9 protein-coding genes and 1 pseudogene are annotated in these 24,705 nt (G+C 68.6%); 8 read left to right on the top strand and 2 right to left on the bottom strand.

The window, feature by feature from the left end; translation table 11 throughout:
• The first annotated feature begins 768 nt into the window (after positions 1–768).
• From C5N14_RS28535 to C5N14_RS28525, 3 genes are all read left to right on the top strand, one after another.
• Positions 769–6,618, top strand: a complete 5,850-nt coding sequence (locus C5N14_RS28535) for a DEAD/DEAH box helicase (protein ID WP_243640137.1) — start codon at positions 769–771, stop codon at positions 6,616–6,618.
• Positions 6,615–9,029, top strand: a complete 2,415-nt coding sequence (locus C5N14_RS28530; RefSeq protein WP_243640135.1) for a hypothetical protein — start codon at positions 6,615–6,617, stop codon at positions 9,027–9,029. The genes C5N14_RS28535 and C5N14_RS28530 overlap by 4 nt, the downstream gene beginning before the upstream one ends.
• 153 nt (positions 9,030–9,182) lie before the next feature.
• Positions 9,183–15,134, top strand: coding sequence for a hypothetical protein (locus C5N14_RS28525; RefSeq protein WP_128763683.1), 5,952 nt, complete (start codon positions 9,183–9,185; stop codon positions 15,132–15,134).
• A gap of 193 nt (positions 15,135–15,327) precedes the next feature.
• Here C5N14_RS28525 and C5N14_RS33530 read toward each other — a convergent pair whose 3' ends face one another.
• Both C5N14_RS33530 and C5N14_RS33865 read right to left on the bottom strand, forming a co-directional pair.
• A complete protein-coding gene (locus C5N14_RS33530) occupies positions 15,328–15,480 on the bottom strand; it encodes a recombinase family protein (RefSeq protein WP_243640152.1) in 153 nt (50 codons plus the stop codon).
• Between the two features lie 256 nt (positions 15,481–15,736).
• A pseudogene (locus tag C5N14_RS33865) lies at positions 15,737–16,549 on the bottom strand (recombinase family protein); the annotation flags it as partial.
• Between the two features lie 586 nt (positions 16,550–17,135).
• On the opposite strand from C5N14_RS33865, the gene C5N14_RS31860 reads away from it, so the two are divergent.
• The 5 genes from C5N14_RS31860 to C5N14_RS28490 all read left to right on the top strand — a co-directional run bounded on the left by C5N14_RS31860 (position 17,136) and on the right by C5N14_RS28490 (position 24,424).
• Entirely contained in the window at positions 17,136–17,759 is a 624-nt protein-coding gene (locus tag C5N14_RS31860) for a hypothetical protein (protein WP_128763682.1), read from the top strand.
• A complete protein-coding gene (locus C5N14_RS28505) occupies positions 17,759–19,837 on the top strand; it encodes a DEAD/DEAH box helicase family protein (protein ID WP_117672552.1) in 2,079 nt (692 codons plus the stop codon). Before C5N14_RS31860 ends, C5N14_RS28505 begins: the two co-directional genes overlap by 1 nt.
• A complete protein-coding gene (locus tag C5N14_RS32750) occupies positions 19,830–22,385 on the top strand; it encodes a DUF2510 domain-containing protein (protein ID WP_207892902.1) in 2,556 nt (851 codons plus the stop codon). Before C5N14_RS28505 ends, C5N14_RS32750 begins: the two co-directional genes overlap by 8 nt.
• A 275-nt stretch (positions 22,386–22,660) precedes the next feature.
• Entirely contained in the window at positions 22,661–23,758 is a 1,098-nt protein-coding gene (locus tag C5N14_RS28495) for an IS630 family transposase (protein WP_117672550.1), read from the top strand.
• Positions 23,759–23,956: 198 nt separating this feature from the next.
• Positions 23,957–24,424, top strand: a complete 468-nt coding sequence (locus tag C5N14_RS28490; protein ID WP_117672548.1) for a BMP family ABC transporter substrate-binding protein — start codon at positions 23,957–23,959, stop codon at positions 24,422–24,424.
• The last annotated feature ends 281 nt before the right edge of the window (positions 24,425–24,705 follow it).

The following is a 24,705-nucleotide window of genomic DNA, read 5'->3' as shown; positions in this document are numbered from 1 at the left end:
GACCTTAGTGGACACGAGGGCGGCACAAACTCATGCGTCTGTCGAATGATGGACTGAATCCAGGTGTGTCCTACATGTACGGACGGAAATGGACCAGCCCCCTCCAACACCGTGAGATCGGCTACGTCCTGGCCGTCGGCTGCGACCGACGCGTGCACGTCAACGACGGCCGCACCCTCGTGCGCGTCGACGAGGTAGCCGACTGGATACCCCACCGCGGGTGGCAGCTGCACAGCTGCGGCCACCTACGTCCGCGCGACCGTGCACGAGATGGCCGCCGTCCTGGCGGCCCTGACCGGCGAACCTCATCTATTGGCCTGACCAGGGGGCTCGCTGAGGAAAGGGCCTCGACACCGGCGGTCGAGGCCCTTTCCGATTCCTGTCGCGATTCGATCACGGCTCCGCGCATTGCTGATCACCACAAAGGGACATCCGACCGACCCGACGCGAGACATCGCATGATTCGGGGCAGTGGTCTTGCCGCCCCCTCCTTCAGCGCGGCAATGCACTCCTCGTCTACTGTGTCAATCGCCTGAACGAGGTCGGACTTCGGGACGACACGACGAGAAAGTTCCAGACCCTGCCGCCGCAATGACCGGCACTCTCGGGGCCAGCGACAAAGACGGTGACGAAGGGGGTGGTGTTACGAGCACAGAAGGTTCCCGCGAGGTGCAGATTCAGCGACTGCTGAAGGAGGCCGGTCCGTGTGACGGCGACACTCTCGTGGCAGTGGTCAAACAGCGGTGGCCCGGAACTCCCGATGCCCGCGTGCGGGCTGTCGTGGTCAAGGCGATCACCGCCGGTCTGATCCGCGACGAGCAGGGGATTCTCTCCGTGGTTGAAGATTCGACCGAGCCAAGCCAGCCGGCACCGAAAGGTGAGCGGCGGCCGGGACCGCTGCGGGCGGTGATCGTGGACGTGGAGGCGGTGGTCCGGGCCAGCGCTGACCGGCCGCAGGGTGATCGGCGGATCTTCCAGATCGGGGCGGTCCGTCTGTCGGCCGACACGCGATGGTGCGCTGAGGAGCCGTCGTTCGTTTCTTGGGTCAGGCTTCCGGCCCTGGAGTGGGAGCAGCAGCTACGATCGCCGGCGGTTCGTGAGCAGTATTCTCACCACGCGGCCGATCCTGCTGAGGTTCTGAACAGGCTGCGCCGCTTCATTGCCGACGCGGACGTGCTGGTGGCCTACAACGGTGTCAGTGCCGACTTCCCGGTGCTCGACGATGCGGCGGTCCGGGCCGGGCAGCAGCCGTTGCACGGCCCGCGACGCGTCGACGCGCTCTACGTGGCCTACGCGGTGTGGCCGCACGCCGGTTCGCACCGACTTGCTGAGTTGGCCGACACAGTCGGTGTCGACCGGTCCGGGCTGGTGTGGCATGACGCTGCCGACGACGCGGAACTGACCGGCCGACTGCTGCGGCACGCCGCCGCCACCGTCGCGGGGTGGGACGCCGAGATGCGGGAGTTGGTGTGCACGGTCGGCGCCGGCAGCCCGGTCTGGGATCTGGTGGCGTCGCTGTTGCCGGTACCAATTTCCCGGACGGCTGTCGACGATGTGACGGTCGCGCAGATCCTCGCCGACGCCCTCGACAACCTCGGCACCCCGGGCGGGTATGAGCCGGTCCGGCGTGGCCGGTCCCGGCCGGTGCTGCGCCTGCCGGCTGCGGTCCGGGGTCCGGACGGTGACGTCGACCCGCACGCGCTGGCGCAGGCGGCATCGACCCGGCAGGTGGAACGCCGGGTGGCGCAACAGCAGATGGTGGCGCTGCTGAACGCGCAGATCCGTGCCGGCCGGGATGCGTTGTGTGAGGCGCCGACCGGCACTGGTAAGAGCTTTGCGGTGCTGGCGGTCGCGTTGCAGTGGCTCGACGGTGGCCCCCGGCGCCGGGCGGTGATCGCGACGTACACCAAGGCATTGCAGACCCAGCTGGGCGCCGACATCGACCGGCTCGCCGCCGGGATTCCGGGTCTGGAGCAGTCGGCGGACCTGGTCAAGGGGGCGGCGAATCGGTTGTCGCTGCGGGCACTGGTCGCCTCGCTCGCCGACGCGGCCGATGCCGCGCAGGCGGGTGTGGGTCTTGGCCGGTCCGTCCGGGCCCGGTTCGCGGCTGTGCAGGGGTTCCGGGAACTGTTGATCTATGTGACCCGCAGGCTAGTCACTGCGGTCACTGCACCGCAGGGATGGCTGGCCCGGAGCGCCGACCCGGTCGACCTGCCGATCTTTCTGGCCGAGTATCTTGCCGCCGGGTGCGGGCCGGTCGTGGGGTCCTGGCTGCGCAGCATCAGTCAGGACACCGACGACTACGGCCGCCGGTCCGGCTCGCCGCTGGCGGCGATGACCGACTCGGTTGCCGAAGCGCTGGCCGGGCACCGGTTGGTGATCGCGAACCATGCGCTGCTGGTGAGCCGCCCGGACGTGTTCGGTGACGACACGCTACTGATAGTTGACGAGGCGCACGCGCTTGAGCAGGCGATCACCGGCGCGGCCAGCGCAGTCGTGGAGTATCGACTGCTGGAGAATCTGACCGGTGAACTGCGGCGATGGGCCGCCCAGCACGCGGACATCCCGCCCGGTCTGCGGACGGCAATTGCGGACCTTGAGGGGCACCTCGACACGGAAGTCCTACCGCGGTCGGCTCAGGCGGTGTTCGACACCGCCGGCGGCGAGCCGGGGAGCCGGCCGGCGACGCTGGCCAGCCCGTTCGGTGGCCTCGGAGGGGACCGGTCGGCACGGCAGCTGCTGTCGCGGCTCGACGCGATTGCGGTCGTTGCCGCCCAGGTTCACCGGCAGTTGGCCGCATATCTGCAGACGCCGCGCATGCAGGCGGAGTCGTGGTGGGAGCAGGAACGGGCCGGTTCGTTGGCCACCCGCGTCGCACAGCTCGCTGACGCGGGTGGCCGGATCATCGGTGATGCCAGCGCCGTCCTCGGCAACGCACCCGATCCCGCCGACGTGGATGGCAGCAGCGCGCCCGGCACCGGTGACCCGGGCGACGACAGCGACGACGAGGGCGAGGTGACCGGGCCGGTCGGTGCGGACGAGGAGGATCTCGGTGCCGACGGCGACGACCTCGGCCCGGACGGGTTGTTCCCGCTGACGGGCCCGGACCTGGGTAACCGGGTGGTGTACGCCGTCGAGCATGACCTGGCCGGTGTCAGCGTGTCCGCCCGCCGATACGGATTCTCGCTGGCGTCCGCTCCGATCGACCTGGCTCGCGAGCCGCAGTGGCTGGACGTCCGACACCGGTTCGCCCGGATCTTCTACGTGTCCGCGACGCTGCAGGTGTCCGGCCGGTGGGAATATATCCGTGGACGGCTTGGCCTCGGAGCGACGGTCGACGCGCACACCCTGCCGGGCCCGTTCGACCTGGCTACCCAGGCCCGCCTGGTCTGTTTCACCGACTTCCCGAGCTGGGCCGAGCAGACCGACGGTGCGATCCGCACGGTCGCCCACCAGCTCGCCGGGTACGCCCGCGAGGCGATCCGCCCCGACTCGGAGCAGGTGGGGTTCACTGGTGGGGCGCTGGTGCTGACCACGGCGACGAAGGCTGCGGCTGCGATCACCGAACGATTGCAGCAGCAGGTGGTCGGGGTGCCGGTCGCGTCGGCACCGCTGTTGGGCAACGCCCGCGCCGCGCGGGCGTTCACCGACACCGGCGGGTTCTGCGTCGCGACGCGGGGCATGTGGCAGGGCGTCGATTTCCCCGCCGACCGGCTGTCGATGGTATGGATCAACAAGCTGCCGTTCGCGCCGTTCGCGGACCCGGTCGTGGCTGCCCGCCGGGCGGCGGTCGCCCGCCGCGCCGAACTGGGCGGGGCGGCGGACCCCGACCGGGTCGCGACCGAGTCGTACTACCTGCCGCTGGCGGCGATGGATCTGCGGCAGGCGGTCGGACGACTGATCCGCTCGCGCGATCACCGAGGTGTAGTCGTGATCAGCGACCGCAAACTCGCCGGCCGCACCGCGTTGCGGCGCGCGTCCCGACGGGTGTTCCTGGAATCCCTGGAGCCGGGCCTGCTGGTCGCCGACGATGACACCGGCGAACCGGCGGGCGGAAACCTGACCACGATGGCCGACGGGTGGGAGCGGATCTGGCGGTTTTTCGGCGAGACCGGGCTGGTCGACGCCGGCCGAGTCGAGCAGCTGTGCACACCGCAGGCGCTGGCCGAACAGACCCTGCTGCCGGCGACCCGCAAGATCCGGCAGGCGCAGCTGACCCCCGAGCAGGAGTACGCAGCCCGCGCCGACGGCACCCTGGCACGGTTGCTGACCGACCGATGCGCGGCGATCGCGGGCAATCTGCGGTTCTCAGACACGCCGCTGGCGTTGAAACCGCAGCAGGAGCGGGTGATCGCTGCGGTCGCCGACGGCACGGATGTGTTGGCGCTGCTGCCGACCGGGTTCGGGAAGTCGTACACGTTCCAATTGCCGGCGTTGGCGCTGCCGGGGGTGACCGTGGTCGTGTCACCGTTGATCGCGTTGATGGCCGACCAGGCCCTGGAACTCAACGCGACCGTCGGCGGGGCGGTCCGGGCGCTGGTGGGGCCGATGGCCGAGTCGAACAGCCGCCGCGGCAAGACCGAGGTCGCCGAGCAGTTCACCGGCACGTTCGAACACGGCATCAAGCTGGTGTACGTGTCCCCGGAACGGCTCGCCAACCGCCGCTTCCAGGATCTCCTGCGCGCCGCGGCCGCAGCGGGGATCCTGCGGCGGGTCGCCGTTGACGAGGCACACACGTTCGTGCAGTGGGGCGACGACTTCCGGCCCAGCTTCCGCCGCGCCGGCCGGCTGCTGGCAGAACTACGGTCCAGGTACGGGGTGCGGGTTACTGCGGTGACCGCGACCGCGAACCGGGCTGTCCGCGAAGGGCTGCGAACCGGCCTGTTCGGGCTGCCCGCCACCACGACGGCCGGTGAACCGCTGGTGACGGTCGCTGCGGACCCGCTGCGCCCGGAACTGGCGATCTACCGGCGGACGATGAGAGCCGCCGGCCCGAACGCCATCGCCGGGCTGACCGAGCAGATCGCCGCCGCCTGCGACGACCACGCAATCTTCTATTGCCTGACTGTCAAGCAGGTCGACGCGGTCTACGCCCACCTGCGCGAGTTCGTCGGTGACGGCGCCCAGCGCGTGCGGCGATTCCACGGCCGGCTGTCGGAGGCGGAGAAGACCGGCGTGCTCACCGAGTTCCGGGACGCGCCAGCCAAGGGCGAGGATGGATACGCACCGCTACTGATCGTGGCAACCAGCGCGTTCGGTCTCGGCGTCAACCGCGGCGACATCCGATGCGTGTTCGTGGTGTCCCCGCCGACGGACCTGGCCGCCCTGTATCAGCAGCTCGGCCGAGCTGGCCGGGATCAGGCCGGCCGGCCACCTGGCGAGGTGACCACACCGTCGGCGGGACTGGCGCTCGGCTCCGGTCGAGGGTTCCGGACCGTGATGTGGATGGCTGCCCAAGGCCTGCCACCGGAGACGTTGCGCACGATCGGGCAGGCCGTCCTGACGGCGGCCCGCAACGGTGGGGTCCTGGACCCTGACCGGATCACTGACACGTGCATGACCGCCGACCTCACCGCCGGGAGGCTGTCCCGCAACGATGCCCGCCGCTCGGGCACCGTGTCGCAGTACCGGTCGACGGTCGTGCGAGCCCTGGCTGTGCTCGCCGAAACGGGAACGGTTGACGATCATGGAGACTTCCCAGCGACGGTGACGATCACACCTCTGGACGACCCGGCCCGCTGCGACGACCATACTCTCACCGCCGTCGCCGGTGCGGTCGCCACGCTCGCCACCACCGCGCCGGGCCGGCACCGACTGACCGAACTGCACAAGACCCTCACCAAGCAGGTACGCGGCTACCGGATGATCGCCGACGACCCGGCACAGACCTGGGCGGTCCTGGCGACCCTGCACGACCTCGGTGTCATTGATCTGTCCCAGGCCGGCAACAACCGAACCCTTATAGCGGTCGGTCCGCGCGGGAACGCCACCCTGCCGGGCGACTACCTGCAGAAGATGATCGGGCACCGGGCCCGGCTGACCGATGACCTGCGGGAACTACGGGCCTGGTACGACGCCGACGGGTGCGCGAACGCCGGGTTTGCGAGCTACTTCTCCTTGACAGGGAAGGTGACGCTACCCGACGGGGTCTGCTCCACCACGGCGTGCCGGTGCTCCAGCTGCTGGTCGACCAGCAGTGACCGGTCCCCGCTGCCGCTGCTGCTCACCGCGCTGAACACACCCCGGCCGAAACCCGAGACCCGGCGGGACGCTGCCCCGTACCAGGCCGCCATCCAGCGTTACGTCCGGTCGCTGCTGTGGGACAACTACCGCGGCCTGACCGCCGGAATGATCCACCGGGTCCTGCATGGCGACGAGACGTACCAAGCTGCGGACGGGCGACGGCGACCGCTGTGGCCGAAGCTGCTGTATCACCGCCTACGCGGTGTCGACCCCGGCATCAAGATCACCCAAGTGCAGGAAGCCGTCACCGTTCTCACCACCAACGGAGAGATCGTCGGTGACGGCCGGGTGTGGCGGTTGCGCCGCTACGCCGTACGTGACGCCGCCCGCGCCCGCGTGAAAGCCGGTGCGAACACACCGGAGGCAACCGGATGACCGTGACCGTGGCCCCCGTGTGGCGGCCATTCGACGACGAGCCGTTGTTCGTCCCAGAGCTGCTGCTGGGCCCGGCCGCAATCCCGACCGACCTGACCCATTGGATAGTCGGGTACTTAACCGCAGTCGCGCAGACCCGCACCGCACCTTTGCACACCTGCACCGCGTTCAACGCCCTGCATTTCGGGTTCGACGTCGAAACCCACGGCTACCGGGCGGAGGTGCTCACCCCGGACCTGTTCGTTCCGGTCGCCGTACAACCGCAAGCCCGGCGAGTGCTGCCAGTCGGCACGTTCGTGCACCTTGACCGGGGTGGCCGCCGGTCGCTGCTGGCCGAGGTCGTCGCTAGGTACGGCGCCGACCCGGAGGTTGACGTCGACGGCTGGACACCGGCCGAGCTGTCTGGCGCCCCGGCCGGCGTCGAGCAGTCTGACGGCACCCGAACCGGTATCGAACGGGTGATCTTGGACGTGCAGGCGTTCGGTGCCCTGAACGCCGCCGACTACAGCGAACTGAGTCGGCTACGCCGCCAGGTCCTCGACAATCGCGGGCATCTGACCGGCCCGGTGCAGTACCTGGCCGGGACCGATGACCGTGACGATGTCGCCCTGTACGCCGCGTACCTGCTCGGGCCGGCCCGCCCGCTGTTGCTCGGCGGACCGCTCGCCCAGTTGCTCACCGATCCCGGCGATGAGCAGGTTCTCGCTGCGGCTCTGTACCAGGCGTTCGACACCATCGGCCAGTTGCTGGACGGCGCAGCCGGGTTACGGCGATGGAACGGATACGCCGTCTGCGGGGACCGGTTCACGCGGCGGTCCCACGAAGGCTGGCCCGGCCTGCCCGCCGCAGACATCGACGATGTCGTCGCGACGGTCCGCCGCAGCGCGCTGAACCCCCGCTACACCGCCGTCTGGCCGCTGCTGTCCAGCCGGATTCCCGCCGGCGGCACCCCCGACCCGCTCGGGCTCACCAGCGCCGCTGAAATCGTCGTGCACACCAACCTCGTCGCCGCGGACCTGGCTGGCACCGCTGTCGACGGACTGCTGCCCGAACGGGTGCACCTGCGCGTCGACGATGCCTGGCAGGCCGGCGGTGTGTGGCGTACCCAGCGGGAGCCCGTCTCGGCGCTGGTGGTGGCCGCCGACCCAAGGATCCCTCTCGGCCTTGGTCACAGCCCTGCCGTTGACACCATCGGAACGGTGGCCCCCGCCATCGAACCCGCCGGGCCGGACACACTCGGCGACAGCGACGGGTCTGCCGAGCCCCAACCCGAACCCGTGGAGCCAGACGCACCCGTCGACGACGACAATCCCGGCGAGAAGCAACACGGGCCGGCGGGGCCGGGCATAGACGAGGTCCCGCCCGGACCGACCCCGGCTGACACCAGCACCGCAGATGAGGGCGAGACGGATCTCGTCGTCGTCGCGGACAGCCTGGTCGTGTTCACCGTCGCGCTGCGCGAGAGTCACTGGGAAGCCGGAGATCTGGCCCTACCGCCTGCCGCCACCGGCGTGCTCGGCGCGGGATCGCTGATCATGCAGCTGCACCACGACGGGGACACCCTCGATGACAGCGAACAGGTTCAACAGATCAACCGAAGCGGCGCTACCCTGACCGGTGTCAGCTGGCCGTGGAGCTTCTACGCCGGAATCAAGATCACCGTCGCTGCGGCCCGTAACGCGACCCGGATCAGCGTCACCACGACGCTGCTAAATCAGCCGTTGCCGTATGGCGACCAGTACCGTTGGGACGCAGACACCGCGATCCTCGCCGCGTCAATCGGTGCCGAACCTCCCGCTGCGGACGCGGCCGCCGTGCCGCCGTCTCCCGAACCGTTGCCGCCGGCGGTTTCCGAACGCCAGCGCGGCGTACCGCAACTGCAGCCCCTGATCATCTCCGCGCTGCATCGGCACGGAGAGCAAGGAGCGTTCGGTGCCCGGCGGCTCACCGGCCCGCAGCTGCTCGCCGCCCTGTTCGGACCCGATCTGGTCGCGCCGCCGCTGATGTGGCAGGTCGTGTACACGTGCGACCGTCTCGTTGACGCTGGCACCCTGACGAAGGAGCCCGGCAAACCAGCGGAAGACGGTAAACCCGGCAGGCTCGAGACGTTCGTCTGGTGGCCCGACGGCACCGCCCGCCGTAACGGCCACCGACCGCCGACTCGGGCGGAGATCCTTGCCGGCCAGGTCCGCGAACACTGGGTGCCTGCTTTCAAGCGACGGCTGCAGCCCGGACATCAGGCCAGTGACACCGCCCGCCGGGAGTACGCCGCCTGGGTCCTCAAGGTGCACGGACCGGGCGCCGACACCCGACTTCCAGATGGATACACCTGGGTTCGTGGGCAGCTGCGTGGCTCCGGTGAATCCGCCCCACTGCTACATCTCGCCGTGCCTCAGCAGCCCCGGCACTGACCCGCACCAACCCTTGGCCGAGCGCGACCTTCCGGAAGTGAGTATCCCCCTACGATGGCCTACCCGTCCCGCCGGCATCGGCGCAGGCATGCACAAGCCTGCCTTTGCTGCAGCCCATTCACCCCATTACAAGCCGAGTCCGACTCCGAAGCGGTGACGGCACTGCGGGCAAGCCTGGCAGAGCTCGGCGATCCGGTAACGGACTCTTTGGAATGTCTGACCAGCGAGCAGTTCGCCGCTCTCGCGTGGCAGTTACCTCAGCCAAGTAGAACAAACTTCCTCAATGACTTAGGTGTCCCGCCCGCCAAACGGCCAACCACGGTCTCGGCGGGTTGGGGCCTGACGAAACTTCGGGCGTGGCCGACACATAAGCGCTACGACGCAGCCCTTTTTCTCACTGTCTCGGTAGCCGAACGACTCGGAACGCTGTGGCGTCACAATGCTGATGCCGGATTTCTGGAGGCGGAGGAGGCGCTACGGCAAGCGTTGACCAAGGACCCGGCACAGACCGCGATCCTGCGGTTGGCGCTGGTGTGCCACGGCCCGGTCTCCCCGATCATGACCATCGCTCTGCGGGTCGGCCTGGACGCCGCTCTCGGTCTTCCTGGCTGGCCGCAGAAGGCCGTAAACGACATCATGCATGCCTGCCGAGAGATAGAACAGGCCATCATCGATGCTTACGAGACTGATGACAATGAAGGCGGAGCCGCGCCTTGTGACGACGATGAAGTCGACGACGGCGGCAGCATCGAGCCAGCCGGTATCGAAACATTCCGACCGCCCGGTCTCGGCAACGACCCGATAACAGAAGGATCTGACATCATGCCTGCCGAACCCGGCACCTCCATGCCCGCTGGTGACGTTGCGGATGCCGCGACGAACCTGACCACCCGCCACACGGCGGCCCGGGAAGCTGTGGAGGCCCTTACTGACGTGCTGCACCGTGGTCAGATCCCGGGCCGAAACGACCTGGACCCGGTTATCGAGTTCCTCGACGCGGCCGACGCAGCTCGTGACCTGCTCACCCAGTTGGGTCGGGACACACCCGCTGACGTAACCGTCGAGGACCTGCTCACCGCACTAACCGCGACCGCCGGTCAGTGCGGTCATCACGACCGGCTCGCCGACATCAGCCGGCTCACCGGACCGACCAGCGAACAGGACCGAATCACTGCGGCGATACAGCTCGCTGCCGATTTGCAGCACAACCCGCTCTGGGACGCGGACCAGCAGCGGCAGGCGGCTGGCCTGGTCGCTTTGCTGGACCTGATCATCGCCTCCGAGACCAAAGACATGCAGGCCCTGTCCGCGGCCCTGACCACCTTCGAATCGCATCTGCCCGCCGACCTCGCCGCCCTGCGCACCGCTGCCATTACCGGGCAGTTGCGGATTACAGGACCCAGCGAAGAGGAGACCAGCCACACGCCGGTCTCCGAGCCTGCGCCGCAGGCCGCCGCGACCGGTCCTGAAACGGCGGTGGTCGCCTCTCCCGAACCGCAGCCGACCGCTACCGAGGAACCGGAGCCGGCTACCGCTCCGCAGCCGGTCGTCACGGTGCCTCCGCCGACCAACGAGGCACTCACCGACCCTGCTCCGCTCGGCGGGGAGCAGCCGGCCGCGGCAACCGACGGTTCGGCCGTTGGTGAGGACGTGACCATCGATGTTCCCGAGGACGACCCGGCCGGCGACGATGCTGGCCGGGGCCAAGCCGATGACACGAGTTCTACCGACCCCGCCGCCGGCCGTGAGCTGGTCCGGAAGCTGCTCGGCGCGGGCCGGCTCAGCCTGACCTATCACGCCGCGACCGCGTGCGGGGACCGGCGCCGTGCTGATGCGCTGCGGGTCCTCACCCTGGCCACCGCGGTTCGGAGCGAGACTTCCCCGACCGCCGACGCCCTACGGGTCGCTCTGGAAGCCGAGCAGGGCGCCGCGCCGTCCAGCGACACCACGGCGCAGATGCTGCTGCTGGCCGGTGCCGTCCGGGCCTGCCTCGTCACCGCCGACGCGGGTGCCGGCCAGGTCGCCCGGTCGGTGGCCGAATCCCTGCGCGAGCTGCCGGCGGTGTCCTCGATCGCTGGCACGATCGGCACCGCCACGGAGAAGCGCCTACTGTACAGCCCGGACCTGCTGGCGGCGCTCGCCCCAATCGCCGGAGCGGACAACGACATAGCAGTGACCGTCGAGGCTGCCCAGACCGAGCTCAACAAGCCCCGAAACCTCGCTTTCGACCGCGCTGATCAGATCGCCACCCTGTGGTGGTCCCCGAACGGGGCCATCGGCCGGCTCCTGACCCTCGCGGCAACCGACCAGCGTATCGAGATCGACGCGGTAACCGAGAGCCTGCGCCTGTTCGCCAAGCGTCAGTACGTCGATGACCTGCTCGACCGCGAGGATGCCGAGATTCGCTCCGGTAGCACTCGCCCTCTGCAGGGCCGCCAGCGCCGCAAGCTCAAGGAGATGGCCGGACGGTCCGTAGCCGCCGTCCGGGCCTGGGCTGACGCGGTCCGGGTGAACCAGGCCACCGAACACGGCCCCGTACCGGCCGAACTAGCTCGTCTGCGTGTGGACGTGATTGCCCAGTGGCCGGCTGCCGAGGATGAGCTACAGAACCTGATCGCCTCGTCCGCGGGCACGCCCTGGCTGCTGAAGGCTGAGGCGGCACAGGTGTGCCTGACCAGCCTGCACGGTAGCGTCGGTCTGCTCGACGGGCGCAAACTGACTGGCTCCGACCGTGATCCCGATGCCGTCATCTACCAGGAGTTGCTGCTCTGCCCGCAGCTACCGTTCACTGCCGAGGGCATTCCTGAGCGGCCAGCCACTATCGAGGAGATCGCCGTCGCGGCTTCCACCGGCTGGTCCGATGCGTTCGCGCAGCGGCTTCGGGCGGAGCAGTACGCCACCGCCGGGTTGCTCATTAGTGCGGTCACGGAGCCGGAGAAGTCCCGGGAGATGAGCCAGCAGCTCACGGCTGCTGCCGCACAGTCGCTGTTGGAGCTGAAGGCCCTGCATCACAGCGTTGCCGAGGACGTGGCCCGCGCCACCCGTCTCGGTCAGCTTGACGAGAACGCCGGCACCGCCGTCACCAGTGTTCTGGCGGCCGGGGACGTCTCCCGACTCGCCGCCGCGCCGGAGCAGGTCAACCTGAGCGACTACCGCCGCCGGCTGATCGACGTTCAGGAACAGCTGCCGATGTGCCGGCACGAGGCTCAAGCGGCGTTGCGGCGCCGCGCGGACAGCGAAGTACCACCCGGAGCGGACCGCAGTCAGCGCCTAAACCAGATCCAGGACCGTATCGCCGCCGGCGACCTGGCGACCGCTGAGGAGTACCTGCTTGCCGCGGTGCTCGGCGAGACTCTGCCGTCTGCGGAGCCCTCGGAGGACCTGACCCGTTTCCTGCGGCTGACCGAGCGGGTCCCCGGCGGCCTCACCCGGGACTTGATCGACGCGGTCCGCTACGGCAAACCCCATCCGGCGCTGGACGTCCACGAACTGACTCCCGCACAGCGGACCACCGCCGACCTGTTGCAGACGTGGCTAGACATGCGCGACATCCGGCACGACCGGGTGCAGCGCAGCAGTCTGGCGGCGGCGCTGCTGCTGGCAGGTATCGAGTTCGCCAGCATGCAGCCGGTACGGGATATGAAGCCCAAGGGAAGTTCCCGCCGTGCCTGGTGGGATCTGACCGGCGTACGCCGTGTCGGCGAGACCCAGGGCGTACCGCAGTACAGCCCGCCGCCCGGCGGCCAGCAACGAATCATGTTGTGCTGGGGGGAACCCGATGTACGGGCCATGTTCGGCTGGATCGGCCAGGACCCCGGGACCGACCTGCCGGTCATCGTGCTGCTGTTCGCCGCGATGACCACCGGCCAGCGTGAAGAACTCGCCCGGATGTGCGCCCAGCACAGCGAGAAGCCCGTGATCGTGATTGACGACATCGCGATCCTGCACCTGGCGCTACACGGCAGCGGTCAGTTCATCACCACCGCTCGGACTCTGCTGCCGTTCGCGGCCACGAACCCGTACGCCCCCGACGGGCAGGCGGCCCTGCCGCTGGAGATGTTCTTCGGCCGGCGGTCAGAACGTGCCGACATCATCGACCCGAACGGCCCGAACCTGCTCTACGGCGGCCGGCAGCTCGGCAAGACGGCCCTGTTGCAGGAGGCCGCCCGGGCGTTCGGGCGGGTGCCCACGAACCTGCCGATCTACGTGACGCTGCCCAACGTCATCGGCACTAAGGTCAACCCGCTCACGCTGTGGGACAAACTGGCCGAGAAGCTCACCGAGAACAAGATCGCGTTGCCAAAGAGGACCCGCGACCCCGTCAAGGACGTCATCGCCGCGATCACCACATGGCTGGACCAGAACCCGGCCCGCCGGATGCTACTGCTTATCGACGAATGTGACGGATTCTTCGACGCGGATGCCGAACGCGGCTTCGAGCACGTTACGCACCTGCGTAACCTGCGGGACAAGTACCCCGGCCGGCGTTTCAAACCAGTCTTCGCCGGCCTGCATCAGGTACAGCGGTTCGCCAACCTGCCGAACCAGCCGCTGGCCAACGCTCACCTCGGTGACCAGGTAGCGATCGGCCCGCTCAGCCCCGAACCGGCGTACCAGTTGCTGTTCACCCCCATGGAGGCGCTCGGCATCCGCTTCGCGTCCGACGAACTGGTCCACCGGGTTCTCGCCTACTGCACTTACCAGCCCAAGCTGTTGCAGATGGCCGGCAAAGCCCTGGTCAGCTCGGTTCTGAACCGCCGTGACGGCGGCCCTGTCTACCTGATCGACGAGAACCTGCTGGATCAGGTCCTCGGGTCCGAGTCGCTGAAGCAGCGGATCCGCCAGACCGTCCATCTCACCCTGGACCTGGACTCCCGGTACAAACTCATCGCCCTCGTCGTCGCCTACTTCGCCTTGGAGAACGGCGCCGACCACACCATGACGACCTCGCAGTTGCGCAACGAATGCCACCGGTGGTGGCCGGCGGGCTTCGCCCGGCAGGAGCCCGGCGAGTTCCGGTCTTTGCTCGACGAGATGCGTGAACTCGGAGTTCTTGCGGCCACCGTGGGCGGCACCCGCTGGCGGCTGCGGTCGACGAACGTGCTGCGGCTGCTCGGTACCGCCGACGAGATCTGGGAGGAGTTGTGCAGCTCCCAGTGGCGTAAGACGCCAACGAAGCTGTCCACCGAACAGGCTCGTGGCCACCTCGCCGACGGCCGGATCTCCCCCTGTACCGATCAGCAGCTGTCCAAAGTCGTCACCCGTACCGCCGGCAGCACCATCAGGGTTATCGCCGGGGCCAGGGCCACAGCCGTCGATCGGGTGCAGGAACTGCTAGAGCAGTCACGCAAGAGTTTCGGGGCCCGGTTCGACCTGACGGTCACCACCCGGCCACAGGCGTACGGCAAGGCGCTGCGAGGCGGGGACATCGGCGGCCGGCACCACGTGGTTCTGAGCCCACTGCTCACCGCCAAACCGGAAACGGTCACCTCCACGATCGTCAACGCGATGCAGATCCAGCCGGCCTCCGGCACGACCCGCACCGTCGCCGTCCTTGTCGACGTTCAAGCCTCCGGCATTTTGGATTTGCTGACCAGCCCGGACCTCGGACTCGGCAGCGATGATGTGATCGCCCTGCGCCGGGCCACCGACATCGGCCTACGCACATGGCTGTCGGACAACGAGCGGATGAAGGTGTTCACCGACGCGACCAGCCAGGCCCAGCTGATGACGGCAACCGGCGGATGGCCGTATCTGCTGGACCTGGCCGCGGAGAAGGCACGGGAACACACCAGCACCAGAAAGATCTGCGAGCAGGTGGCCACGTACTTGGCGACCGTCGACGGAGCCACCGAATTCGTCGAGTCGACCGGGCTGAGTACCGACACCGGTGCCGAAGCCGCGTTCCAGGCTCTGCTCGAGTACGCCGCTCCGGTCACCTACGACGAGATGATCGAGCTGTGCGCGCTCACCGGTTCCCAGCCGGACCGGACCGCCCGCATACTTCAGATGCTAGACGTGATCGACCAGAGCGACGTCGACGGGCGGTGGGGGCCGGAACCGGTGATCGCCCGGTCCTGGCAGAGGCTTAACAGCGGCGCATAGCGAAGGTCAATGCGGCGCCGGTGGCGTTCAGATATCGCCACCGGCGCAGCGGACCCTAGGGACGGGAGCGACGTCCAAGCGCTGTTGCACCGAAAAGGTTGTCGAGCGCCGGAACGTCGCCCCGGTCAGTCAGTAGATCAACGGGATCGCCGCCGCCAGCGTCGGACCCAGTTGGGTTTTGGTTTCGGACACGTTATTTCCCCACGAAGCGTGATTTCTCTTCGCGTTTCGAGCGATCCCCGTTACGCGCTGGGTCGGCGGCGCCGGACGGGCACGGGACGCCGTTGTCGTTGAGGGCGCGGGCGATGCTGGCCACGCTCCGGCCGGCGAGCCGCTGCTCGAAGATCCACCGGACGTGGGGTGCGGAGGCAGGGTCGAGCGTCCTGTCCCGTACAGCGAAAATCCCCGCCCAACGGGACGCTCGCCGGGGCGGTGAGCGGGAAGACCGCCGTGTCAGTTTCGATGGTCCAGGCGTCGTGGTCGCACACGATGATCATGTTGTTGAGCCGTAGGTAGCCCGCGACGCTGTCTGGATCCTGGTCGCGCATTGCGGGGTGGTGCCGACGGAGGTAGCTGTCGTGTCGAATCCTGTCCAGGAGATGGTCCTCTCGGACGTAGAGGGTCTTCTGTCGCCTCGATGAGGTGGGTCGGGTGCTGGTGTTGCCGTGTCGGCATCGGTAGCCGGCACGGTCGTGGACCCAGTGGGAGTCCATGATCCGGCCGCACACGCCGCAGCAGATCACTCCGGCCAACAAATAGCGGCGGGAGATGCCGTCGGCCGGGGTCGGTGCGCTGTGGATTGCCTGGACGGCGACGAAGTGTTCTTCGCTGACCAGCGGAGTATGCGCGATCTCGCGGGAGATGACCCAGTCAGTGGAGGCGCTCCACCGCTGGATCTCGTGGTGTCGATCGAAGGCTCCCTTGTCAGGGAGGGCATCACGGTCGGTGCGTTGACGGTTCCAGACCTGCCGCCCCGTGTAACGGGGGTTGGCCAGGATCGCCGCGACAGTGGTGAGCATCCATTGGCGGCCGCTGCGGTGGGGGCTCCAAGCGGTGCAGGCGCCGTCCCCAGGCGGCGTGGGCGCGGTTCGGATGAGGGCCTGCGTCCACAAGCCGATAGCCGTAAGGCGGACGGCCGCCGAGATGTCGCCCCTGCAACTCGGCCTGAGCGCGCATGGCCGCAGTGGTGCGATGCCGGGCCCGGGATACCTCCCGCTGGGAGTGCACACCCAGCAGGTCCAGCAGCGCCAACTGTCGGGGTTGTCGAAGTCCACCGGCCCGTAAGTTTCCGGCAGCCACAACTGCACGCCGTGCCTGAGCAAGGTGGGAGTCAACTGTTCAAGCTGCTGGCCGTGGAAGGCGCGCTCGTACTCACCGACGACGATCGCGTCGAACCCGCGTGCCGGATCAGTCATGGCGTCGAGCAGCCGTGCCGCCTGCGGCCGGTCCGGCCAGGGCACCCGGCGGGAGACGCCCTCGTCGAAGAACTCCACCACGATCCCGCCGTGACCGGCGACCAGGTCGCCGGCGTAGTCGCGTTGCCACCGGCACGACGACGCCCGATCCTGAAAGTCGACGGTGGACATTCGTCCATAGAACGCGAACCGCAGCCCATCCGCAGCCGGGGCGAACCGTTGTGGCCGTAGCTTCCACTGCCCGGCGGCCCAGGACGAAAGAGTGCTCCGTCCCGGTTCTGCCGTCGTCCTCGTCACCATAAGGACCTCCACGATCGGCACATCTACCCCGTCATGGTTCCCACGTCCAGAGTAGGAGGAACGCTCAATCCGCGCAGCTCTGTCACCCTTTCGGGTGGTATCGCCGGCCTCCGGCCGGCCGGCTGACGGACAGCGATCTAGGCACGGTCTGACGGCCAGCCCAGCTGCTGGATGAGGGCTCCGCCGGGGCGGCACAGCGTGACAACGTAGCCGACCGTCGGTACGTTACGTGCTGGTTCAGCAACGCGGCGCCGCGTTCGGGCGCCGTTGCAAGGAAGGGCGTCAGATGAACTCACAGGTGCCACTGTGGTTCCCACGCTTCGCAAACGTGCCAGGCGTCCACTATTCCTCGCCGTCGGGGCTGGATGTGTCCAAGCTCAGGCAGCGCAAGGTGCGCCCGACCGTGAACCGCTGGCCGGACATGCCGCCGTCCCTTAGTTGGCCGATGCCGAACGGAACCACCAGTCAGGCCCCTGCTGGTGCCTACCGTCTCGATGATTCCCGTAAGGCGACAACGACCCGGGTGTTGCGCACTCTCGCCGAAGCTCTCGAGTTACCCGGTGAACCCGCTGACTATCACTTCGCAATCCAGGAGGTCATCTCTCTCCTGTGGTCACGTCGCGCCGAAGGGCCGCAGGCATTCGTCGAGCTGGAACGGCTGTGCTGGCTAGACCTTCAGCTGATCCGGGCTTGCCCGAGTGCGGTCACCTATGAGCACCGTGACGGCGGACTGCGGTTCGTCAGCATCACAGCATTTCGGACGCTTTTGGACCTTTATCTCACCGAGGGGGCGCTCGGCGACGCAGCTCAGGTGCTTGAGCTCGCCGATCGGTTCGACAACGGCGACACTCCACCTGCCCGGCGGGCACGGGAGCGGTGTGCTGCGTTCGCCGCGGAGGACAAGAGCTGATGATCCCCGCCCAGGCGGGCAAGGTCACGTCGCTGGCGGACGTGCTGCCCAGCGACTCGTTCCTCGAGTGGGCGTTCCTGCGGTGGGTACTCACGCCGGCCGCATCGCAGGCGATCGTCGCTCGCCTGCGCCCGCAGGCCGAGGTCACCGTCGACGGACGCACCTATCGCTTGGACTACGAGATCCGCGGGGATGAGCTGACTGTCGCTGTCGAGCTCGACGGCTTCACCGTGCATGGCACCCGTGCGGCATTCACATACGACCGGCTCCGGCAGAACGACCTGATGGCCACCGGCTGTGCCGTTGTCCGATTCTCTTACGATGCGATCCGCACCGACACCGCCCGCTGCGTTGCTCAGCTTCAAGCGGTACTCACGCGCGACCCCGCGCTTGCTCTCCTCGTCTCTCCCGATCCCCATGTGGAGGCGCCCGACATGGCCCCCGACCCGATATGGGCGTTGGCACCGTCCCCGCGTGCCGCATCGCCGACGTCCTCCGGGTACTTCGTCGGCGTCCGTTCCGCCATCGACGCCCGCACCCTGCGGGAGTGTCAGAAGCAAGCGTTCGCCGCGCTCGGCAACTACTACGGCTCCCGTGGCACGAAGGCCGCCTGCGTGATGAGCGTCGGTGCCGGCAAGACCGTCCTCGGCGTGGCCGCGGCCCTAGCGTTCACCCGGCGGCGCGCGCTGGTCGTCACGCCAGGCAACGTCATCCGAGGCACGTTCGACCGCGCCTTCGACCACCAGGCACCCGGCAACGCTCTCTACGGACTCCCCGGCGGCCCGCTCATACCCGGCCGCCGCCCGCCGGTGGTGCGGGTACTTGACCGGGACACCGGCGGCATCCGGCGCGTCACGCGAGAACAGTTGCTCGCCGCCGACGTGATCGTGACCAACTTCCACTCCCTGGGCACGGGTGGCGATCCCGACGACCTGCTGACCAAGCTCACACCCGACGACGTGGACATGATCGTCGTCGACGAGGCGCACATCGCCGCCGCAGAGTCCTACCAGCGACTGTTCGCGCACTTCGCTAGCGCCCGGTCGCTGCTGATGAGTGCCTGTTTCACCCGCCTAGACGGCAAACCGATCGCCGCCGACGTCGTCTACCGCTACCGGCTGATCGACTCCATCGCCGACGGCAACGCCAAGAACCTGCGGGTGCTGCCTTTCGTCCCCGACACCGCACTGACCACCTACGAACTGGTGTGGCCCGACGGCCGCCGGGACGAAATCATTGGCCGTGACGCGCTGCTCGCCATCCTCGGAGACGAACGCAAGCTGTCACGGATCACCGCGCGGTCCACCGAACCCATCCGCCGGGTCATGCGGGCCGTGGCCGGTGCGCTGGACGCTCAGCGGGAGCTGCTGTTCCCGGTCAAACCGAGGGTGTTGTTCGCGGCGATGGGGCAGGCGCACGCCGAGCAGATCTCCCGCATCGCCAACGAGCAGGGCATCGCCTGCGACGTGTTGCACCACTCGATGACCGACACTCAGATCAAGCGGGTCCGCGAGCGGTTCGAGTCCGATGCCGGAGACCTGGACGCGATCGTGCAGTTGAAGATGCTCGGCCAAGGCTACGACTTCCCGCCGATCTGCGTCGTCGTCCCGATGCGCCCCTACGGCAGCTTCAGCGAGTTCTACCAGTTCATCGGACGCGGGATCCGGGTGCTGCTCCACCCGGCGCTGATTGGCCGGGTCGGCCCGGAGCAGCAGTTCCTCGACGTCGTGCTGCACGCCGAGCTCGGTCTCAACGAGCACCTGGACACGCTTTACGCCGAAAACGACATGGACCCGATCACCGGGGACGCGACGCTCGATGCCCGTCCGGGCGGCACCCGGCCGCCGTTGCCCGGAACGACCAGCGGTGACGAGGCCGCCCGGATGGACGCCTTCGTCCTGTTCGAGCGCGGCGAGATCGCCAGCCGCGTGGTGTACGACGCCGACAGGATCGAGACCCGCCGCGCGGAACGCGAACGGGAGGCACTGGCCGCCCGATACGCCGCCTACGCGGCCAGCACCGTCAACCCAGTGACGTTCGATCAGTACGTCGAGGTGATGCGAGGCATGCGTGACTGACAGCCTGGGGCGCCGACTGGCCGCGACCAATAATGCGGAGGAGTGGCTGGCCGTCGAGGACGAGGCCGGTGCTGGCAAGCGGTTCGCCGCGGTGGACGATCTGCTGGCCGCGGTGACCTCTGTGGCGTTTGCCGGAAAGCCCCCCGTGTGGGTGACCGCCGCCGAAGCCACCAGGGCACTCACGCTCCGGCACGTTCCCCCCTCGACCCGTGCGGCGCTCAAGCAGAGGTTCGACCTCGCCACGCAACAGGCCGCGGGCGCGTGGTGGCTGCCGGAGTCAGCGCCGATCAAGCCAGGAACGGTCAACCTGCCCGCGTACTACGCCATCGAGCCGCGTTGGGCGATGAACACCGCGGCGACCGACGCCGTACGCGTCGAGTTCGACGGCAGCCCGGATGCGCTGGCCAGCTGGGCGCTGCTTATCCCGTTCGCCAACGCCCTCTACGCACCGCTAATCCTGCGCGGCCCCGACGCCGGCGCGCTCGAGCCCGCCGCCCGGGACGCCGCCTGGGCCGCCGTCGACGCCTTGTATACCGCGCTCGGACTCGCGAGCGAGAACGTGCGCTCCGCGCTGACCCGGATGCGTCCGGGCAACGGCTGGTCACAACTGCCGACCGCAGAGCAGACCGCGACGAAGGTGGCGCTGCTCGACGCGCTCCGCCAGGTCGTCGGCCGGCAGACAGTCCGCCGTTGGCGCGCCGAGGTGCTCCGGCCGCTGGTGCGCCGGTACTACGCGAAGGCGAACAAGGACGCGCCCACCGCACGCGCGGTACTGACAAAGGCGCTGCAACCAGCGACCGCCGCCTACTTCGGCGGCAACTGGCTGGCGCTGCTGGACTACCTCGGCGAGGCCGTGGCCGCAGGCGAGGAGATCAGCACCGCTCTGCCCGAGCCGCGACTGTATGTGCAGGCCTCAGCGAAGGTCGAGCAGGTCGCCGCCGAGAAGAACCTGCCGGTCGAGGAGGTCGCGAAGATCCTTGCCAGCTACCTCGGCACCGACGAAATCCGTTCCCCCATCCAGCGCCGCCTCGACGTCCTGCGCCGCTACTGGGCCGCGTTCGACACCGTCCACGCGCGGCAGGCCTCCGGCATGCCGGCGCCACCAGACCTGACGCCAGGCCGCGGCTTCGACATCGGCGAGGACGTGCCGTTCACCCGCCCCGATCTCGAGCGGGTTCTGCCCCCGGCCGTGCTCGCCGACATCGACGCCCTGTGGAGCGGCGCATGCGTTCCGCGCTACCCCGACCGCATCGTCTCGACGCTGTTCCCACAAGCGGCGATGGTCGCCGCGTTCGGCCCCGCTCTGACCTTCTGGAACAACATCGCGCTCACCTGCTGGTTCTACTGCGAGGGCCCCTACTCCCGCACCGACATCGACGGCACGGCCGAGTACCACAGCCGGGATGTCAAGGCCCTCGCCGCCGCCGACACACCGGTCGACCAGCAACTGTTCGCTGACCTGCGCGCCGCGCAGCAGCGGCTAGGACCCCCGCAGGAACTGTGGGCAGACCGCCGCGTCCTCGATGAAGCAGGCCCCGGCGTCACCATCACGATGTCGATGGGCGGGGGCGTTCGCCGCGACGGATTCGAGATCCTCCGCGACATCGTCACCACGCACCGCCGCGCATGGGCCGCCCACAACCTGGAGACTGCGCTGAACCGCGCCTGGGAGGAGCCGCTGCGCGAGCTCGCCCGCCAGGTGAACCTCGCCGTCGCCCGCCGCGGCAAGCTCCCTACCCTCAAGCAGTTTGCCACCCTCGGGGCACCGATCGCCAATGCCTGGTTCGGCGGGGACCTCGCCGCGCTCTACGCCGCCGTCGGCGAAAGAGCACCCGTCGAGCCGACTCGCATGCAGCTGATGCCCTATGACCGGGCGGCGTTCTGCAATCAGGTCTTCACCACACTTGGCGGCCGGTACGTCCCCAACAGCCGCGCGGTTGAGGACATCGAGGGGAACCACCTCTCGTGGGACCTCCGCAGGCTGGCCGCCGAGGCCCCCCGATTCATCCAGCTCGAGGAGGCGCTCGACCGGCCGCCGACTCCGAAGGAGTTCGGCGCTGCCCGGCTCACCTGGCCCGACACCGTCACCTTCGACCGATACGCGGCTGCCGTCCGGCAGGTCCGTGCTGGACTCGACACCGTCCGTCCGACCGCGACCACCGCGGAGCAAGCGGCGAGCCGGGTCGCCGGCACGGAGCCGACGACCACCTCGGTCGGGCGGTCATGGGAGTCCACCGGCCAGGCAGCACCGGCCCGGCCCGCCCCGGAGCAACGGCCAATCCCGGCTCAACCGTCGATGCCCACTGCCGCGGCGCAGCCAGCAGCAGCCTCACCAAGGCAATCGTCCACACCGCCACGTGCGGTCTCACCGGCGGCAGGCACCGCAGCCCCCGAGCGACGCTCAGGTGTCATGGGGCGGCTCCTCGGCCACCGGAAGGCGTCGGCCCCGGAATCCCCGGGCGCCGGCTGGTACCCGGACCCCCAGACGCCGGGGCAGCTGCGCTGGTGGGACGGTGCTGCCTGGACGGAGCACATCCACAGACCGTGACGACTGGCTGCCCAGTGTGTGAGAGGGTGGGATCGACTGCGCCGCCTGGCAGGCCGGCAGGATCCTGTGCTGCAAGGTCACCAGGAGCATCCGTGGCGCCAGATGGGGCTCATTCCCGACCGCGGCGCGGCCCGCCAACGAGCGCAACCGGTCGTACGATCTTGGTGTGTCAGGCGAGAAGCGCAGGAAGGCGGAGAAGCGCCGTAGGCGCCGTCGCGCGAAGCATGCCGGGGCCCTAGTGTCCTGAGTCGCTGATTCGTTGATAGATTGGCGGTATGGGTGATGGCCGTGGTCCGAAGCTGGCGCCGCTGGAACTGACCGTCGAGGAGCGGGAGGCATTGCAGGGGCTGGCTCGGCGGCCGAAGACGGCGCAGGCGTTGGCGGTGCGGGCGCGGATCGTGCTGGCGTGTGCGGAAGGGCTGTCCAACAGCGAGGTGTCTCGCCGGCTTGGGGTGTCGCTGCCGACGGTCGGCAAATGGCGCAAGCGGTTCGTGGCCGATCGGGTGGACGGGCTGCGGGACGAGCCGCGTCCGGGCGCGCCACGCAAGATCGGTGACGAGCAGGTCGAGGTCGTGATCACGAAGACGCTCGAAGAATTGCCTTCCGATCAGGACAGTCATTGGTCGACCCGGTCGATGGCCAAGGCGGTGGGGCTGAACCAGACCGCGGTCTCGCGGATCTGGCGGGCGTTCGGGCTCAAACCGCACCAGGTCGACAGTTGGAAGCTGTCGACCGACCCGCTGTTCGTGGACGAGGTCCGCGACATCGTCGGGTTGTACCTGGACCCGCCCGAGGCCGCCATGGTCCTCGCCGTGGACGAGAAGTCGCAGATCCAGGCCCTCGATCGGACCGCGCCGATGCTGCCGATGATGCCCGGCGTACCCGGCCGGGTGACCCATGACTACGTGCGCCACGGCACCACCAGCCTGTTCGCCGCGCTGGACGTGGCCACCGGCAAGGTGATCGGCCAGACCCAGCGTAAACACCGCCACCAGGAGTTCCTGCGCTTCCTGCGCACCATCGACCGGGCAACCCCGCCCGAGTTGGGGCTGCATCTGGTGCTGGACAACTACGCCACCCACAAGACGCTCGCCATCGGGCAGTGGCTGCTCAAGCACCCCCGGTTCCACCTGCACTTCACCCCGACCTACTCGTCGTGGCTCAACCTGGTCGAACGCTGGTTCGCCGAACTGACCAACCGCAAACTCCGTCGGTCCGCCCACCGCAGCGTCGCCGCACTGGAAGCCGACGTAAACGCCTGGATCGAGGCGTGGAACGCCGACCCCAACCCGTTCGTGTGGACCAAGACGGCTGACGACATCCTCGAAACGATCGCCGCATACTGCCAACGAATTAACGACTCAGCATACTAGTCGGTGCGGGGCGACGCCTTGAGAAGCCAGTTGTCGAGTGCGGGGGTGATGTCTCGTTCCGCGACGTAGACGTTGCGGGGGTGCTGGGCCGATCCACTACGCTCCGCCTGCTGGAACAGGACCGGTTCCTATCAAGCGGGTGGAGTGGCAATGGCGTGGCTTCGACGGCGGTGGGTCCTCGTTGCGGTGGTTGCAACGGTGGCGCTCGGTTTGTTGGTCTGGTTGTTCTGGCCGGAGCGTGCGCAGGATCCGGCGCCACGGGAGCGGGCGTACCAAGCGTTCACCGCCTGTCTGTTGACCGATGACAAGGGGCTCGCTGGCGAGTTGGCGCGGGCGACATGGGAGGGCATGCAGCAGGCATCGCTCGCCGAATCGTTCAAGGTGCAGTACCTGGCGGTCGCCGGGCCGCAGACGGAGGCCAACGCTTCCGCGTACTTCAACAGCCTCGGTCTGCAGAGGTGTGGCGTGGTGGTCGCGGTGGGGGAGGCGCCGGTCGCGGCGCTGGCGGAGGGAAGGTCGCGGTTTCCGACCGCACGCTACGTAGTGGTCGGTGGGTCGGCCGCCCTGCCGGGCGTCGCCCGGGTTGACTCGAGCCCGGTGACAGGCGTGGGCACTAATGTGCGGGCGGAGGTGGCTGCGGCATACGCAGCGGTCAGCGGAAACTAATCTTATGAACTTCCATGCTTGATTTTTTAGGCAACGTCCAGGAAGCTTCCCCCTGATAAATTTGGACACGTCACGGGGGAGACTGCCATGGGCGGTCAGCGGCAGCGTGCGCGGATTGCGGCCGAAGTTGTACGGCGGTCTCGCCAGCGAAGGGGCGGCCGTCTCAGCGCGGTGCTGGTCCTGGCACTGCTGTTGGTACTCGGCGCCCCGAAGGCGCCTTTGTCTCACCCGGGCTCCTCCGGCTTCCCGCTGGGCTGGGTCTCTACCCTGCTTTCGTTGCG

Source organism: Micromonospora sp. MW-13 (genome assembly GCF_003434305.1).
Classification (GTDB): domain Bacteria; phylum Actinomycetota; class Actinomycetes; order Mycobacteriales; family Micromonosporaceae; genus Micromonospora.
This window is presented reverse-complemented; position numbering and strand designations above follow the sequence as displayed.

What these genes read in the sequence shown, in the direction of transcription:
- C5N14_RS28530 (WP_243640135.1), top strand. Translation starts at nt 6,615, where the DNA reads ATGACCGTGACCGTGGCCCCCGTGTGGCGGCCATTCGACGACGAGCCG.
- C5N14_RS31860 (WP_128763682.1), top strand. Translation starts at nt 17,136, where the DNA reads ATGAACTCACAGGTGCCACTGTGGTTCCCACGCTTCGCAAACGTGCCA.
- C5N14_RS28505 (WP_117672552.1), top strand. Translation starts at nt 17,759, where the DNA reads ATGATCCCCGCCCAGGCGGGCAAGGTCACGTCGCTGGCGGACGTGCTG.
- C5N14_RS28495 (WP_117672550.1), top strand. Translation starts at nt 22,661, where the DNA reads ATGGGTGATGGCCGTGGTCCGAAGCTGGCGCCGCTGGAACTGACCGTC.